This is a genomic window from Frankia gtarii (assembly GCF_025403375.1).
Lineage (GTDB): Bacteria > Actinomycetota > Actinomycetes > Frankiales > Frankiaceae > Frankia > Frankia gtarii.
In genome coordinates this window covers 16,045-31,236 of sequence record NZ_JAMPTM010000049.1, presented here as the reverse complement: position 1 = coordinate 31,236, position 15,192 = coordinate 16,045, and the positions used below count along the sequence as shown (strand labels likewise).

The following is a 15,192-nucleotide window of genomic DNA, read 5'->3' as shown; positions in this document are numbered from 1 at the left end:
CAGGGGCGATGGGCCGGACGGCCGGGGCCGCCGCCTCCGGCGCGGTGGGCGGGGCCGACAACCGGAACCAGCGTGGTGCGCCCATCGGTGTCCCCTGGGGGGCGGTGGTGGCCGACGTCCTCGGCGTTGTCGGCGCGCAGACGCTGTTCGTCGTACTCGTCGCGCTTGTCGTGCGTTCCGGGCCGGCCCGGCCGACCCTGCTGTCCGCGGCGCTGGGTACGATCGCACTCGGTCTGCCCGCTGCGCTGCTTGGCACCCTCGCCGGCCGGCACCGGCTGCGGACCGCCTGGCGAACGCTGCCCGCGATGCTGCGGAGTTCGACGCTATGCGGGGCGGGTGCGTTCGCATCGCTTATCGCCATCGCCGCCTTCGGTGTCGCCCTGGTGCTTGCCGCCACGTTGCCCGAGGTGGCCGGGGCGGAGCGGTCGCTCGACGTCGGGGTGCTCGGCGGGATCGGGCTCGCGGCCACGCAGCTTGCGCTGCTCCCCAACCTGATGCTGTGGGGCCTGGCCTACGCCCTCGGCCCCGGTTTCCGGACCGGACCCGGGCTGGTCCGGGTCGACATGGTCCATCCCGCGGACCTGCCCGACCTGCCGGTGCTGGCTGCGCTGCCCCCGAATGCGCTGCCGCGGCCCGGCTGGCTCGTCCTCGCCCTGGTGCCGATTGTCGCGGGCATCGTGCTGGTGGCGATGGTCAACCGGGCTACCGCCGGGAGCCGGTCGCGGGACCGGCTCGCGACCGTGCTGGGCGCGGGTGTGACGTGCGGTCTGCTCACCGGGCTGGCGATCCAGGCGTCGATCGGGCGGGTCGGCGGGGTCGACAGCCACTACGGGCCGACCGCCGGCTGGGTGTGCGGGCTGCTCGCCGGGGGCGAGGTCGCCGCCGTCGGCCTGCTGCTGCTCGGCGGTATCGATCTCGCGGCCCGGCGCGCCGAGCGGCCGTTCCTGGCCGAGGACGCGGAACCGTCGTTTTGGCGACGGCGGATGCCGCTGCCCGGCTCCGGTCTCTCGGCGCGACCGTCACGGCGCCCCCAATAAGCCGCAGCGGTCGCTCCGGCCGGTCTGATCGCCGCCGGAAAATGTCCGTGGCGTGGGTTAGGGTGCCGGCATTGGATCATCCTTACGGAGGTCGTCGTGCCGGTCGCGGTCGCCCACATTCGAGTCGAGGCCAGGCACCTGCGGGCACTCGGCTGGTCCTACCGTCGCATCGCCCGAAAGCTCCAGGCTCGGCATCGGCTCGCGGCGTTGGTGGCGTTCCGTCTCGCCCACGGCTGGACGCAGGAGGAGGCGGCGCACCGATGGAACGAGCGATGGCCGGGGCGGGGGCCGGCCAAGACCGGTAAGACCTGGTCATACTGGGAGAGCTGGCCGGGCAAGGGCGGCCGGGCACCCTCGGCCACGGTGCTGTCCCGGCTGGCTGAGCTGTACCTGTGTCGGCCCGGCGATCTGCTCGACGGGCCCGACTTCGGCGAGCTCGATGCGGGTTCGGACGGGCCGGGCGACCGGCTCGCCGCGGACTGCTCGTGCGCGGCGGGCGCGGGTGGTGACGACGACCGTCTGGCGGAGCTGCTCTGCATGGCCGCGCCGCTCATCTCCACCGCGGGGGGTGACGTCCCGTCCGCCACGGCCATCGAGGCCCGGCTGGCCGAGTTCGTCACCGGGTGGGTCCGGGCAGCGTGAGCGGGGCGGCAAGGTGCCCGTTGGGCTGTCCCGCGCGGCGACGGTGGTCCAGTCAGTACAGTCGGATGGGTCGTTCTTCGCTGGTCGGGACGCAAGCGTCGCGCGGTGGCGGTGGCGGGCAGCGTGCGGCGGCGGCCGTCATGCTGGCGCCCGCGGGCTCGCCGGTGGTCTGGTCGCTCGGGGGGCGTCCGGCCCGGGTCCGTCTGGTCGTCCAATTCTGGTTACGGAGTGTGTTGTGTCTGCTCGCCTCGTCGTACTCGCCTCGGGCGCGGGAACCACCCTGCAGGCGATTCTCGACGCGACCGCGGATCCCGAGTTCGGCGCGACCGTCGTGGCAGTCGGCACCGATCGCCACGACACCGGGGCGGAGCGACGAGCCCGGGCCAGCGGCATCGATGTGTTCACCGTCCGGCTCGAGGATCATCCTGACCGGGAGGCATTCAACGTGGCGACCGCCGAGCGGATCGCCGGCTTCGAGCCCGATCTGCTCCTCCTGGCGGGTTACATGAAGATCCTCGGCCGACGGGTCATCGGCCGATTTCGGACGGTCAACACCCATCCCTCGTTGTTGCCAGCCTTCCCGGGTGCCGCCGCGGTCCGCGACGCGCTCGCCGCCGGGGTGAAGGTCAGCGGGGTGACGGTGCACTGGGTCGACGAGGGGGTCGACACCGGGCCGATCATCGCCCAGCGTCCGGTGTCGGTCGAGCCGGACGACACCGAGCAGACCCTTCGTGCCCGGATTCAGGGCGTCGAACGAGGACTGTTCGTCGCGACGATCGGCGAGATCGTGCGGTCGGGGAGCGCTCAGGCGGTTCCGGCCGGACACCGCGCACCCCCGGCTGGCGCGCGCCGGTGCGAGGTTCAGGTACCGACAGAGGCTCACGTCCAGGAGGAATCATGACGTCATCGGGCGAAGACGCGGCGGGCGCGAGCGGCACCGCCCGGGGATCCGGGTCTGCCGAGGTGATCCCCACCGGGCGCCGGCCGTTGCGCCGGGCGCTCGTCAGTGTCTATGACAAGAGCGGGCTCGACATACTCGCGGCGGCCTTCCTGGCCGCGGGCGTCGAGGTCGTCTCCACCGGGTCGACCGCGGACGTGCTGGCCAGCCATGGTCTGGCGGTGACCCCGGTCAGCACCGTCACCGGCTTCCCCGAGGTGCTCGGCGGGCGGGTCAAGACGCTGCACCCGCATGTCCATGCCGGTCTGCTCGCGGACCTGCGTAACGCCGAGCACGCGGCCGTGCTGGCCGAGCTCGACATCGCTCCGTTCGATCTGGTCGTGGTCAACCTCTACCCGTTCGCCGCGACGGTCGCCGGCGGCGCGAGCGAGGACGAGGCGATCGAGCAGATCGACATCGGTGGCCCGACGATGATCCGCGCGGCGGCGAAGAACCATGCTTCGGTCGCGGTGGTCGTCGCTCCGAGCGAGTACGCCGAGCTGGCCGAGGCGGTCCGCGGTTCGGGCTACGATCTGCCGGCGCGGCGCCGCCTCGCGGCGAGGGCGTTCGCCCACACCGCCGCCTACGACGTCGCCGTGTCCTCGTGGTTCGCCGCGGTCGTCGCCCCCGACGAGGTCGCCCGGGAGACCGGCTGGCCCGACGTCCTGTCCGCGCAGTGGCACCGCTCGGACGTGTTGCGCTACGGCGAGAACCCGCACCAGCGGGCCGCGCTCTACATCGAGGCAGGTGTCGAGGGGCAGCCGGGCCTCGCCACGGCTCGGCAGCTGCACGGCAAGCAGATGTCGTACAACAACTACACCGACACCGACGCGGCCCGCCGCGCGGTGTACGACTTCGCCGAGCCCGCGGTCGCCGTGATCAAGCATGCCAACCCGTGTGGCATCGCAATCGGCGCGACGATCGCCGAGGCCCACCGCAAGGCGCACGCCTGCGACCCGGTCTCCGCGTTCGGGGGAGTGATCGCCACCAACCGGCCGGTCTCGGTGGAGCTCGCGGAGCAGATCGCAGAGATTTTCACCGAAGTCGTCGTGGCGCCGGCCTACGAGCCAGGCGCCGTGGAGATCCTCGCCCGCAAGCCGTCGATTCGGCTGTTGGAGTGCCCCGCGCCTGCGCATCAGCGCGGGATCGAGCTGCGGCAGGTCAGTGGCGGCCTGCTGCTGCAGTCGCGGGACGCGGTCGAGGAGCTGGGCGACGAGCCGTCGGGGTGGACGTTGGAGGCGGGGTCTCCCGCGGACGAGGCCCTACTGGCCGACCTGCGCTTCGCCTGGCGTGCGGTGCGTGCGGTCAAGTCCAACGCAATCCTGCTCGCCGGTGACGGCGCCACCGTGGGCGTCGGGATGGGACAGGTCAACCGGGTCGACGCGGCACGACTCGCGGTGACCAGGGCGGCGGACCGGGCCAAGGGCGCGGTAGCGGCCAGCGACGCCTACTTCCCGTTTCCGGACGGGTTCGAGGTTCTCGCCGAGGCCGGGGTTCGGGCCGTGGTCGAGCCGGGCGGATCGGTGCGGGACGGACTTGTCATCGCCGCCGCCCAGGAGGCCGGCGTGACGCTCTACTTCAGCGGGGTGCGCCACTTCGCACACTGATCCGGGCCCACCGGTCGCAGTGACGGGCAGCCAGCGGGCAGGCTCGGTGGAACCGTCGAGGCGCCCGACGCGCCGGAGGCATCGACCGAGGGTGCTCCGGCTCGATGGCCGGCCGGCCCGGGAACGGGGGATCGGCCCGCGGCAGCGGTTGCGGCCGCGGGCCATCCGGCCGGTCGGACGGCGGTGGCGGGTCTGGTCCGACCGGCGGAGGTGAGAGACCTCCAGGGTCCCGCGTTACAGGCGAGTCGGACGGATGCCATCAGCTCCCGGCGCGGATCGGCCCCGGGCTGACTCGTCGGTGGTGCCCCCCGGCGGCGCGTCGCGCCGCTGGGTTCCATCGCTTCACGACGCGGCGTTTGCCTCCGCGGCAGCCGAGCCCCGCCGGCCGCTCGCGTTGCCGTTCGCAGTGGTGGCCGCCGGCGCGCCCGTCGCCGCCGCCGCCGTCCCGCCCGGCTGGTCGCCGTTGGGTACGTAGCGTTGCGCCACCCAGTCCAGGGCGTCACGCCAGCTTGCGCCGTACAGCACCGAGATCCGGTCGGCCGTCTGCCGCGCCAACGCCTGGACGAACACCCTGTCGTCGCTGTCCAGATGTCGGGCGTCGCCGAAGGTCTCCCAGGCCCTGAACATCAGTTCCTGCAGCTTCTTGCTGTGAGGTGATTCCTCTGCCACGTCGAACTCCCTTCAAATGGGCACCGCGGCCGGAATTCTGCCCTAAGTGCGCGCGACGCCCACAGGTGGGGGTGTTAAACATTGTGTTCCCGATGTGGCCGGATGGGGCGACGGCAGGTATATCTCTGGCATGTGGTAAAGCGGTCGGCTCGTCGATGCGTGCTGCTCGCGGACGTCGCGAGTGCGGACGTCAGGAGTACTGCGCCGACTCCACCGCGTCCGGACGCACGATCCCGAGGCGCATCACCTCGTTCGCCAACCGTCCCCGTCGGTTGGGTCCCGGCGCGATGTCGAACTTGCGGTAGAGCCGCAACAGGTGCTGCTTGACCGCGCCCTCGGTGACGACGAGATTCTCGGCCACCTCGCGGGTGGACGACGGGATGACGAAGGCACCCGGCGCGCCGGCCGGCCGGGACAGCGCGCGCAGCACGTCCCATTCGCGGCGGGTGAGATCGGGTGGGTTGGGGACGCGCAGTTCGGCAGTCCGGTCCCGAGCCGCCGTTCCGAGGTCCGCCGCGATGGTGAACTCGATCAGCGGACGCCTGTCCTGGACGCGTACACCCGCTGCGCCGAACCGGATGACGTCGCCGTCGTTGAGGATCCGCCGGCCGACGGGCTGGCCGTTGACCCGGGTGCCGTTACGGGACAGCCCCTGATCCCAGACGTAGAGATATGGGCCCCGCCGCACGATCTCAGCATGCAGCCGGGAGACGCTGGAATCGGCGAGCGGCACGTCCACGCCCGGTCCCCGCCCCACCGTGGTGATCTCGGTGCGTAGAGAGAAGACCTCGCCGGTGATCTCGATCCGCAGACTCGGCCCGTCCACTTTTCGCAAACCTCGCTTCCATCGATGCCTGTCCCTGACCTGCCCGCGTCCGTCCCCCGTGCCGACATCCGGCAGGTCCACTGGCGACCGCCGGCGTCTGGCCGGGACAAGTCTTTGGGCAGTGATCCCCGGTCGAGGGTCAGTAACACGTGACTTTCCGACGATCTGGACACTCCAGTTGGGCGAGCGGGCGGTGGATGGCCCGGGCACGGCCTACCGTGTGTGCTGAGGATCCGGTCGTACTGGTTGGATGAGTGCTCTGCACCGTCCTGTCGCGGGGTGGGACCGTCGGCGACGGCGGCACATCGCCACGCTCAGCACGGCAGGCCCGTCCGAAACGATCCTGACCGGCGCCGGAGGTGGGGGTGACCGACGCGTCACGCCGCTCCGACCCGCCCCCGCCCGATGTCGGCCGAGGCGAGCCGGACGCGACCGTTCGCCCGCAGTGGCCTGAGCGGGAGTTGCCCGGGCCTGATCGTCCGCATGACGTCCGGAGTCGTCCCGCCGGTGCCGGCCAGCCTGGCGATGTGGGCTGGAATGGCGATGTGGGCTGGAATGAGGCCACTGGCCTGGACGAGCCCGGGGAGCCCGGGAACCGGGGGGATGCGCGGGGCGGCTCGGGCGGAGGACCTGGCCGGCAGGGAGCGGCGGCGGGGCACCGCTCGGCACGCGCCCGGCCGCAACCGTGGTACCCGGACGAGCGCGACCGCAGCGACGCCGACCAGCACCGCGAGCTGCGCCGCCTGGATGACCGACTCGCGCCGCCGGTGCCGCCGACGGACCCGGCGTCCACCCGCACCACTCGTGGTGGCCCGCCCCGTGGCGAGCAGCGGCGCAGGGCGGCCCGTGAGGTCGACACGCGCCCACGGCTCGGGGCACGGGGTCCCGCCGTGGACCGGCGGCCGTCCGCCCGGCGCGCGGCGGGGGCCGTCGGGCCGGAACCGACGGAGTCGCCCGCACCTGCCTGGCCACCCGACACACCCGCGGACCACGAGCCGCCGATGACACCCGCGGCCTCATGGCCCGGTACACCCAGACCCGGCACACCCACTGGACCCGGCACACCCACTGGACCCGGCACACCCACTGGACCCGGAGCGCCCGCGGTCTCTCAGGCGGCCGGGGCCGGCCGGTCCGGGGTCGTCCGCTGGCTGCGGCGCGAAATGGTGTTCGCGTCGGTACTGGTCGGCGTCGCGGTCGGGTTTGTGCTCGTCTACCAGGACCGGTGGCGTCGCGGAATGCTGGTGATCGGGGTTGTGCTGGCCCTGGCGGGACTCGCCCGCCTCACGCTGCCGACGCGGCGGGTCGGCCTGCTTGCCGTGCGCGGGCGGGTGTTCGACACCGTGATCTTGTTGCTGCTCGGGGCGTCGGTGATCACGCTCACCTCGACGGTGCCCTACCTGGGACCTTGACGGGTGGGGACGGCCGCGGTCAGCGCCGCCCGGCCATGGTGCGCCGTACGGCGAGCCGGGTGAGGGAACTGGCCGGGATGGTGCCCCGGCCCAGCCCGATCTCGACGAGGGTGTCGTAGAGCTCGGTGCGGGTGCGAGCGGCCCGCACCGCGGCGTCCATCACCGTGCGGCGCCGGCCGACGAGGCCGGCGAGCAGCGAGGTGTGCCGCAGGTGTCGGCCGAGCTCGGCATCGAGCGAGCGCCGGTACCGCCGTCCGGCACCGGTGGGGTTCGTCACCCCGACCGCCGCCTGTCCGGCCAGGGAACCGGACAGCAGCGCGTAGTAGATGCCCTCGCCGGTCAGCGGGTTGATCAGCGAGGCCGCGTCGCCGACGAGAAGTACCGGACCGTTGGGCTGGCGCGGCCGATGAGTCGACAGGGGCAGAAGGTGGGCCCGCAGCGTCGTCGGATCCGCCGGCGTGTTCGGCAGCATCCGATCCAGGGTGCGGTGCAGGACCGTCTTCGCGCTCGTCCCGTCGTCGCCGCCGGTCAGGCGGGAGCGCAGCATGCCGTAGCCGATGTTCGCCCGGCCGTCGCCGATCGGGAACGACCACGCGTAGGCCGGCCAGCCGTCGTCGGTCATGTGGATGAGCTGCTCGGCCGGACGCCCGTCGGAGGGAAGGTCGGCATACGCCCGCACCGCGATCGCCATCGCTTCCGGCGGATTGGCCGCAAGGTTCAGCCCGCGTCGCACGACCGAGTTCGCGCCGTCCGCGCCGATGACGACCCGGGCCGTCAGCGCGCCATTGACGACGACCACCGGTTCGCGTCCGCGTCCGTCGGGCCGCGGCCGGTCGGTGAGCTCCAGAGTCCGGATCCGGCGCCGTATCAGGTGGGCGCCGCGGGCCTGGGCCGCGGCCATGAGACGGGCGTCGAAGACCTCCCGGGGCACCACGTAGCTGGCCCGGGCCGACGGGGTGGCCACCTCGGCGCCGCCCGGCGTGCGCAGCCGCATCCGGTCGACCGGCTGGTAGCCGGCGACGGCGTCGGTGACGCCGAGGTCGCGTAGCACGTCCAGTCCGTGCGGGGCGATTCCGTCGCCGCACGTCTTGTCCCGGGGGAACGCCGCGGCGTCCGCGATGACGACGCTGGCGTCGGGGCGTTCCCGCAGGGCTGCCAGCGCCGCCGCGCAGCCGGCCGGACCGCCGCCGACGACGAGTATGTCGATCGTGTGGGTGTGCAGATCCACCGACTCGTCGACGCGCACGATCGGGGTCGCCGTCGTGATCGTGTCGATGTCCTTCGCTGGTCCCGCCGGAATAGGGCGTGGGCCGGATGGGATGGGCGCTGGGGACGGGGTCTGCACGCCCGTCAGTCTCGCAGCCGACCATGTGACGGTGCGCCAGCGCCCCCGGTGCCCGCTGTCGGCCCGCTCGCTGGCGCGCCGGGTCCGTCCGGTCCGTCCGGGGCCGTCCGGGTCCGTCCGCGACGGACCCGGGCACAGAGTTCGTACAGTGCGTGGCGTGGACGCACTGGAGCAGGTTTCGCGGTGGCCGGTCAAGACGGTGGCGGTCACGGTCCTCGGTCTGGACAGCACTCCCGCCGCCGAGGCTGGCGTCGAGGAGGTCGGGCGGGTGAGGCCCGGCGCAGTGGTTCGGGAGCTCGGCCGGACGGGGTCAGATGATCATCCTTTCCGGCTCGCCTCAGTGTCGAAGTTGCTCAGCGCATACGCGGTGCTCATCGCCGTGGAGGAGGGCGCGATTGGGCTGGACGACCCGGCCGGTCCCGAGTCGTCCACCGTGGCGCATCTGCTCGCCCACGCCTCCGGGCTGGCGTTCGAAGGCGACAAGGTCCTCGCCGCGCCGGGCACCCGCCGGATCTACTCCAACGCCGGCTTCGACCGATTGGCCGAGACGGTCACCGAGGCGACGGGGATCGCCTTCGCCGACTACCTCGCCGAGGCCGTTTTCGAGCCGCTGGGGATGCGTGGGGCCAGCCTCACCGGCTCGGCGGCCTCTGCGGTGACAGCGACCCTCGCCGACCTGCGTGGCTTCGCCGCCGAGCTGCTCGCTCCCACCCTCGTGTCGGCCGAGACGTTCGCCACCGCCACGTCGGTTGCCTTCCCGGGGCTGGCGGGCGTGCTGCCGGGTTTCGGCCGCCAGGACCCGAACGACTGGGGGCTGGGATGTGAGATCCGCGGTCGCAAGAACCCGCACTGGACGGGCAGCACGAATGCACCGGTGACCTTCGGCCACTTCGGCCAGTCCGGCACGTTCATCTGGGTGGACCCGGTCGCCCGACTCGCATGCGTCACACTGTGTGACCGAGACTTCGGTGATTGGGCACGGCATCTGTGGCCACCCCTGTCGGATGACGTGTTGACGCAGGCCCGCCCCCAGGTGGTGAATCCCTGGGCGTGACCGGGCCGCGGGGCTCCGGGCGGACGGCGCTGGCCGAGTTGCACTTGTCGGGATCCTCCGGCAATCCGCCTCCGATATTTGGCCGGTCGTCGCTGTTTTGGCCCGGTCTGCGGGTGCGTGGGCCGCGGTCTTCTGGTCCGCGGGAGACAGGCGGGGTCCGTGGGCCATGATGTCGGCATGCTTTCCTCGGCGACACCGATCCCGACGGCCGGTCACCGACCCGGTGATGGAGTGCCACGAGTACCGAGAGTTACGATCTTCGGCCGGGGCATCCCGGGCGCCGCGTGTGCCGCAGTGTCGGTCGCGCATGGCTGAAACGCCGCTCGAGCCAGGAGTCGGCGTCGAGCCCGGAGTCGGCGTCGAGCCCGGAGTCGGCGTCGAGCCCGGAGTCGGCGTCGAGCCGGGGGTTGACGTCGAGCCGGGGGCGTGCGTCGAAGGGGCGCCCGCGGTCGGCGCTGCTCGCGCGGCGGATCCGGCCGGCCCGGCCGACGCGGCGGACCTGGCCGACATCGGCGTGGCGATCGGCATTCCGGAGCCCTACCGGACCGAGCTCCAGGATTGGCGTGAGCGGCTCGGGGATCCCAACGCCACCCTGATCATTCCGCATGTCACCCTGCTCGGGCCGACGACGGTAAGTCTGGCCGACCTGCCGGCGATCGAGCGTCATCTGGCACATACTGCCCGTCCGAATAATCCGTTTACAATTTGTTTGCGGGGTTCGGGAACATTCAGGCCACTCTCACCGGTCATCTACGTCGCTCTTGTCGCCGGTGAGGCCCGCTGCGCGACGCTGGCGGCGGCGGTGCGATCCGGCCCGCTGGAACGGCCACTGAACTTTCCGTACCACCCACATGTCACCGTGGCTCACGACATCGCCGAGGACGGCCTCGACCGCGCCTACGAGGCGCTGGCCGACTACCGGGCGGAGTTCGACGTGCGGGGATTCGGTCTCTACGAAAGAGGGGCCGACCTACGCTGGCGGCAAATACGCTTCTTCCCCTTCGGTCAGCAGGGGGACGAATCCGGACCGAATGGCGACGGAGGGCGGCGCGCAGGTACCGGTTCACGGGAATGACTGGGCGTCGCCGGGGGGACATCGACGGGTGTGACAAGACCTCGTGAGGCGGTTCGGGTCGGAGTCGGCAGCGTTTCCGACACGGCCGGGACGGTAAGGGCGAAACGTCCGTTTCTCGACCACATCATCCGGGCGTATTCCCGGTACACGGCGGACGGCGGCGATCGGCTGGCGGCGTCGGCGACGTACTTCGCCTTCCTGTCCTTCTTCCCGATCATCGCGCTCGCCTTTGCGGTCACCGGGTTCGTGGTCGACGCCTACCCGGATGTCCAGGACAGCCTGACCAGGCAGATCAACGACTACCTGCCGGGGCTGGCGGACAAGCTCGACATCACGTCGATCGGGAACGCCAAGGTCGGTGTCGGCATCATCGGTCTGCTCGGGCTGCTGCTCGCCGGCCTCGCCTGGATCGACGCGCTGCGTGACGCGCTACGGGTGATCTGGCATCAGGACATCGACGTCGGCAACATCATCATGCGGCGGTTGCGCGACATCTCCGTCCTTGCCGGCCTCGGACTCACCCTGTTGACCTCGCTCGTGGTCACCAGCCTGTCGACCTCGGCGACCGGGACGTTCCTGGACTGGATCGGGCTGTCCGGAAGTACGGCCGCCGCCTGGGTCACCGGCATCCTCGCCCTGCTCGTCGCCCTCGGGATCGACACCGCGGTCTTTCTCTACCTGTTCTGGCGGTTGCCGCAGCAGACCGACCGGAGCCGGTCGGTGCGCGGCGCAGTCCTCGGCGCTGTCGGGCTCGAGACCCTCAAGGTCGTGGGGACCTGGCTGGTCGGCCAGACCACGGGCAACCCGGTCTACGGCACGTTCGCGGTCATCGTCGGACTGCTCATCTGGATCAACATTGTGATGCGGTGGACGCTGTTCGTCGCCGCCTGGACGGTGACCGCGCCCTACGACTCGGACGTCCACCCCTCCGGTACGGCCCCCTCCCGCGAGGCTCAGCGGCCGAATGCGTCGCCGAACCGGGACGCCTCACGGCCCGCCGACTCCCACGGCGTCGGCTCCCCATCCGACCGGGACACTGCCACGTCGGACCCGCTCCGGTCGGACCCGTCGTCGGCGAAACGGCTCGCGTCGGACTCGTCCCGCTCCGCGACGTCCTCATCTCGCTCCGCGACGTCGAACTCGTCCGGGCCGAACCTGTCGCCGTCGAAGGCGTCAGGTCCGAACGGGTCAGGTCCGAACGGGTCAGGGCTGAACGGGTCAGGGCCGGACTCGACGCCTCTCGAGCCGGTCCAGTCGACGGTGCCCGGTAGCCGGACCGGGCCTGTCGACGTCTGCGTCGGGTCCGTGACCACCAGTTCGGAGGCGACGCTGGCCGCCAGGCTGCGGGCATTGCTGCGTCGGCGCCACCCGTCGGAGACCTCCGGCGGGGCGGGCTGAGGGGGTACGAGCCGGCGTGACCGTGCGCTGAGCCGACGCACGGCGCGGGTCGGCGGCCCAGCCGGCGAGGTTTCCCCCACCGTCTGGCCGAGCCCAGGGCGTCGGCGATGCCGGCGGGCCGCGCGCCGCATGAGGGCGGTCACGATGCAGGCGCCCGCGGTGAACCCGAGTGCGCTCCAGGTCATCGGGCCGATGCCGGTGGTGAGCCCGCCGGCGTGGTGCGCCCGGTGGCCAGGCGCTGCGGCGGGCCTGGCGACTGCCTGTGTGGCGGCCGCGGCGGCGGTGGGCCGGGTCGCGGCCCTGGCGGGGTTCGGCAGGTAGCCGATCGGCGTCATCTGGCCGGCGTGCGCGAATCCCCAGTCGAGCAGGGCACGGGCGTCGGCGCCGTAGGCGGGGGCCGCGCGCAGCAACGCGACGATGACCGTCCGACCGCCGCGGGTGGCGGCCCCGACGAACGTCGCGCCGGCCGCAACCGTGTATCCGTTCTTCACCCCGATGGCGCCGTCGTAGGTGCGAAGCAGCGAGTTGTGATTCTGGATCTCGAAGCGCTGGTCGCCGCGCCCGGCGAGGGATGCCCGCGGGATGGTGAGGTATCCCCGCACGCTGGGGTCGTTGAGTGCGGCGCGGCCGAGCACGGCCAGGTCGTACACACTGGTGACCTGCCCAGGACTGTCCAGTCCGGTCGGATCGCCCGCGACGGTTTCGCGCGCACCCAGCGACTTGGCCAGGGCGTTCATCCGGGGCAGGACCGCCGCGGCGCCGCCGCTGGCTTCGACGAGGGCTACCGTCGCGTCGTTGCCACTGGAGATCATCATGGCGGTTGCCAGGTCCCGAACGGTGTAGGCGACGCCGGGCACCAGGCCGACCTTGGTGCCGTCCACGCGGGGCGGATTATCGCCGATGGTGATGACCCGGTCCGGCGGCAGGCCGGGGAGCACGGTCAACGCGGTGAGGATCTTCATGGTGCTGGCCGGAAGATCTTGTGCGTGCGGGCGGGAGGCGGCGAGGATGGCGCCGCTGCCGGCGTCCGCGACCAGCCAGGCCTGCGCGGTCAGCCCCGCAGGTGCCGGGGGGGCTGGGGAGCCTCCGGGCGCCGGAGCGGGCGCGGCCGCCGGGCCCGACTGGCCGCCTGCTTCCGCGCCGCCGACAGCGCCGGCACCGGCCTGAGCACTCCCGATGGCCTGGCCACCCGCATCGGGAGCCGCTGGCGTGGCGGCCGTGGTAACGGCCAGGGCCGGAGCGAACCACGCCGCGGGAGCGAACAGCAGCCCCATGGCGGTGACGGTGAGAATCAGGGTCCGTCGAGCCCGCGGATGGATGCGGTGCGCGGACCTACTGCCGCCGAGGGGTGGCGCCGCCTCCTGCACGGCGGCTGTGCGTAGCTGGCAGGCGGTCCCGAACTCCGCTGGCAGGGTTGGACGGGAGCGACACGACCGGCCGGCACGCACCTACCGAACGCTACTGGCTTGGCCCGCTCCAGCGCGGGCGGTCACGAGACGTGTCGCGCGGAGGTGTCCGCCGTGGGCGAATCACCCGATTTGGAACGTTCGGCCGATCGGCGGGCCGATCCGGCGTGCAGTGGGGAACGATGATGTCCGCGGCCCGGCGCCGCCCGGGGAGTCCGATGGGTCGCGGTGCCACCGGTGCCCGTGTCCGCCCTGGCTGCGTCCGTGTCTGCCGGGTCGGCCGCCGACGCCCTGCCGACGATCGTCGGCAGGGCGGGGTGGGAATCCTCGACCGCGCTCGCGACGAGGTGCGCCGACGTCGGCCCGGAGCTGGGGGCGCCCGGCTCGGTCTCATCGGACCGGGAGATACCACTGGCGTGCCTGGCCTGGCTGGCTCCGATGGATGAAGTGGCATCCTCGCTCGCGGTGCCAGGGCTCGCCGCGCCTGCCGGTGATCCGTCAGCAGACGACCCGTCAGCAGACGACCCGTCAGCAGACAACCCGTCAGCAGACGACCCGTCGGCTGGCGAACTCCTGTCGATCGCGGCGTCAAGGGATGCTTTTGTCGCCGTGACCTTCGCAGGCCTGGCGCGCTTGGCACCCTTGGGATGCTTCGCCGTCTTGGCGCGAGCGAGGCTGGGTCCGTCAGCGTCGTCGGTGGAACCTGTCCCACGGGCGGCGTGGTCATGCGGGTCGGGCTGGCAGGAGGTACTGGGCTGGGAGGATGCGCCCGAGCGATGGGTGGCCTGCGGCTGACGCGGGATCTCGACGGCCTCCCGGAGCAGGCTGGTGAGATCTCCCCGCAGCGCCTCCAGCTGGCCGGCCAGCTCCCCCCGGACGTACTGACGGGTTGCCGCCTCGCTCTGGGCGAGGCGCAGGGCCGCGACCTCGCGGGTCAGGAACTCAGTGTTCTCGCGCATCCGGCCGGCGACGGCCCGGTCCTCGGTGAGGGAGGCCCGGTCACGATCGTCCTGACGGTTCTGGGCGAGCAGGATCAGGGGTGCCGCGTAGGCGGCTTGCGTCGAGAAGGCCAGGTTCAGCAGGATGAACGGGTAGGGATCCCAGCGCATCAACGGCAGCGCGATGTTCAGGGCGATCCAGACGATGACGATGCCGGTCTGGATGGCGAGATAGCGTCCGGTGCCGAGGAATCGGGCGATGGTCTCCGCCGAGCGGCTGACCGTCTCCCGGTCAACCCGCGCAAACAGCGTGACCCGACCGGAGACCGGCAGGTCGAGACGTTCGGTGCCCAGACCTCGACGGTCCGTCGTTCGCGATGCTGAGATGGTCATGGAAGCTCCCCACCCGCGCGCAACGGCCATGGCCGGTTGGCACGCGCTTCTCGAGCAGGCCGCACGCGCCGTCGCCACGGCGGCCTCAGGTCGACACGACATCAATCGACCGCACCTGCTCGTGCACTGCCCGATCAGGCCCGGTGGCCGAGCGGCCACGCGGATCCGGACGCCGGCACCCTGACGCAGAGACGCGCCAGCCAGGCCGCGGAGGGATCGGAAAGCATCACCCCGGGCCGAGGAAGCGGCGGCCGACCAACCCGGCGTTCCGCACGGGGGCCGAGGCCGGACCAGGGCCGGACTGCAGAGCAGTGCCCCGGGAGTCGTCAACCCCGGGTTCGTGGACGCGGGCCGGGCGCGCTTGGCGCACTCCGGCCGGAGCTCATCGCCGGCTGGCGTCCACTAGCAGGAAGCGGCCTTTACTGGAGCACCCGCCAGGACTCACAGCGGCCA

The 15,192-nt window shown here is 72.2% G+C and carries 12 protein-coding genes and 1 pseudogene; 8 read left to right on the top strand and 5 right to left on the bottom strand.

Annotated elements, in window-relative coordinates; translation table 11 throughout:
• The 4 genes from NBZ83_RS10245 to purH form a co-directional block, all read left to right on the top strand.
• A partial coding sequence (locus tag NBZ83_RS10245; protein WP_261574839.1) for a cell division protein PerM occupies positions 1–1,037 on the top strand: 1,037 nt, incomplete at its 5' end.
• Positions 1,038–1,133: 96 nt separating this feature from the next.
• A complete protein-coding gene (locus NBZ83_RS10240) occupies positions 1,134–1,679 on the top strand; it encodes a helix-turn-helix domain-containing protein (protein WP_261566623.1) in 546 nt (181 codons plus the stop codon).
• Positions 1,680–1,914: 235 nt separating this feature from the next.
• Complete coding sequence (purN, locus tag NBZ83_RS10235; RefSeq protein ID WP_261574838.1) at positions 1,915–2,580, top strand: phosphoribosylglycinamide formyltransferase; 666 nt, start codon at positions 1,915–1,917, stop codon at positions 2,578–2,580.
• Positions 2,577–4,223 carry a bifunctional phosphoribosylaminoimidazolecarboxamide formyltransferase/IMP cyclohydrolase gene (gene purH, locus NBZ83_RS10230; RefSeq protein WP_261566621.1) on the top strand — a complete coding sequence of 549 codons (1,647 nt, stop codon included), beginning with the start codon at positions 2,577–2,579 and terminating at the stop codon, positions 4,221–4,223. Before purN ends, purH begins: the two co-directional genes overlap by 4 nt.
• Positions 4,224–4,565: 342 nt before the next feature.
• Here the strand turns inward: purH and NBZ83_RS10225 are convergent, their stop codons facing one another.
• Together NBZ83_RS10225 and NBZ83_RS10220 are read right to left on the bottom strand one after the other, a co-directional pair.
• On the bottom strand, positions 4,566–4,892 hold the full coding sequence (locus tag NBZ83_RS10225; protein WP_261566620.1) for a hypothetical protein: 327 nt from the start codon (positions 4,890–4,892) through the stop codon (positions 4,566–4,568).
• Positions 4,893–5,082: 190 nt separating this feature from the next.
• Positions 5,083–5,718 carry an FHA domain-containing protein gene (locus NBZ83_RS10220; protein WP_261566619.1) on the bottom strand — a complete coding sequence of 212 codons (636 nt, stop codon included), beginning with the start codon at positions 5,716–5,718 and terminating at the stop codon, positions 5,083–5,085.
• Between the two features lie 1,163 nt (positions 5,719–6,881).
• Here NBZ83_RS10220 and NBZ83_RS10215 point away from each other — a divergent pair.
• The gene (locus NBZ83_RS10215) at positions 6,882–7,130 is read left to right on the top strand and encodes a DUF3017 domain-containing protein (protein WP_261566618.1); all 249 of its coding nucleotides are present in this window, start codon (positions 6,882–6,884) and stop codon (positions 7,128–7,130) included.
• A 19-nt stretch (positions 7,131–7,149) separates the two neighbouring features.
• Here NBZ83_RS10215 and NBZ83_RS10210 read toward each other — a convergent pair whose 3' ends face one another.
• Positions 7,150–8,475, bottom strand: a complete 1,326-nt coding sequence (locus NBZ83_RS10210; RefSeq protein ID WP_261574837.1) for an NAD(P)/FAD-dependent oxidoreductase — start codon at positions 8,473–8,475, stop codon at positions 7,150–7,152.
• A 157-nt stretch (positions 8,476–8,632) separates the two neighbouring features.
• Here NBZ83_RS10210 and NBZ83_RS10205 point away from each other — a divergent pair, with 157 nt between their 5' ends.
• From NBZ83_RS10205 to NBZ83_RS33305, 3 genes are all read left to right on the top strand, one after another.
• A complete protein-coding gene (locus NBZ83_RS10205; protein ID WP_261574836.1) occupies positions 8,633–9,529 on the top strand; it encodes a serine hydrolase domain-containing protein in 897 nt (298 codons plus the stop codon).
• Positions 9,530–9,836: 307 nt separating this feature from the next.
• Positions 9,837–10,604 (top strand): 2'-5' RNA ligase family protein, encoded by a 768-nt coding sequence (locus NBZ83_RS10200; RefSeq protein WP_261574835.1) that lies wholly within the window; start codon positions 9,837–9,839, stop codon positions 10,602–10,604.
• Between the two features lie 30 nt (positions 10,605–10,634).
• Complete coding sequence (locus NBZ83_RS33305; RefSeq protein WP_261574834.1) at positions 10,635–12,002, top strand: YihY/virulence factor BrkB family protein; 1,368 nt, start codon at positions 10,635–10,637, stop codon at positions 12,000–12,002.
• Positions 12,003–12,460: 458 nt separating this feature from the next.
• Here the strand turns inward: NBZ83_RS33305 and NBZ83_RS33300 are convergent.
• Positions 12,461–13,276 (bottom strand): annotated as a pseudogene (locus NBZ83_RS33300) (D-alanyl-D-alanine carboxypeptidase family protein); the annotation flags it as partial.
• 215 nt (positions 13,277–13,491) lie between these two features.
• A complete protein-coding gene (locus tag NBZ83_RS10185; protein ID WP_261574833.1) occupies positions 13,492–14,739 on the bottom strand; it encodes a DUF1003 domain-containing protein in 1,248 nt (415 codons plus the stop codon).
• Between the last annotated feature and the right edge of the window lie 453 nt (positions 14,740–15,192).

Coding starts and splice junctions, on each gene's coding strand:
- NBZ83_RS10215 (WP_261566618.1), top strand. CDS start 6,882: ATGGTGTTCGCGTCGGTACTGGTCGGCGTCGCGGTCGGGTTTGTGCTC.
- purH (WP_261566621.1), top strand. CDS start 2,577: ATGACGTCATCGGGCGAAGACGCGGCGGGCGCGAGCGGCACCGCCCGG.
- NBZ83_RS10185 (WP_261574833.1), bottom strand. CDS start 14,739: ATGACCATCTCAGCATCGCGAACGACGGACCGTCGAGGTCTGGGCACC.
- NBZ83_RS10200 (WP_261574835.1), top strand. CDS start 9,837: ATGGCTGAAACGCCGCTCGAGCCAGGAGTCGGCGTCGAGCCCGGAGTC.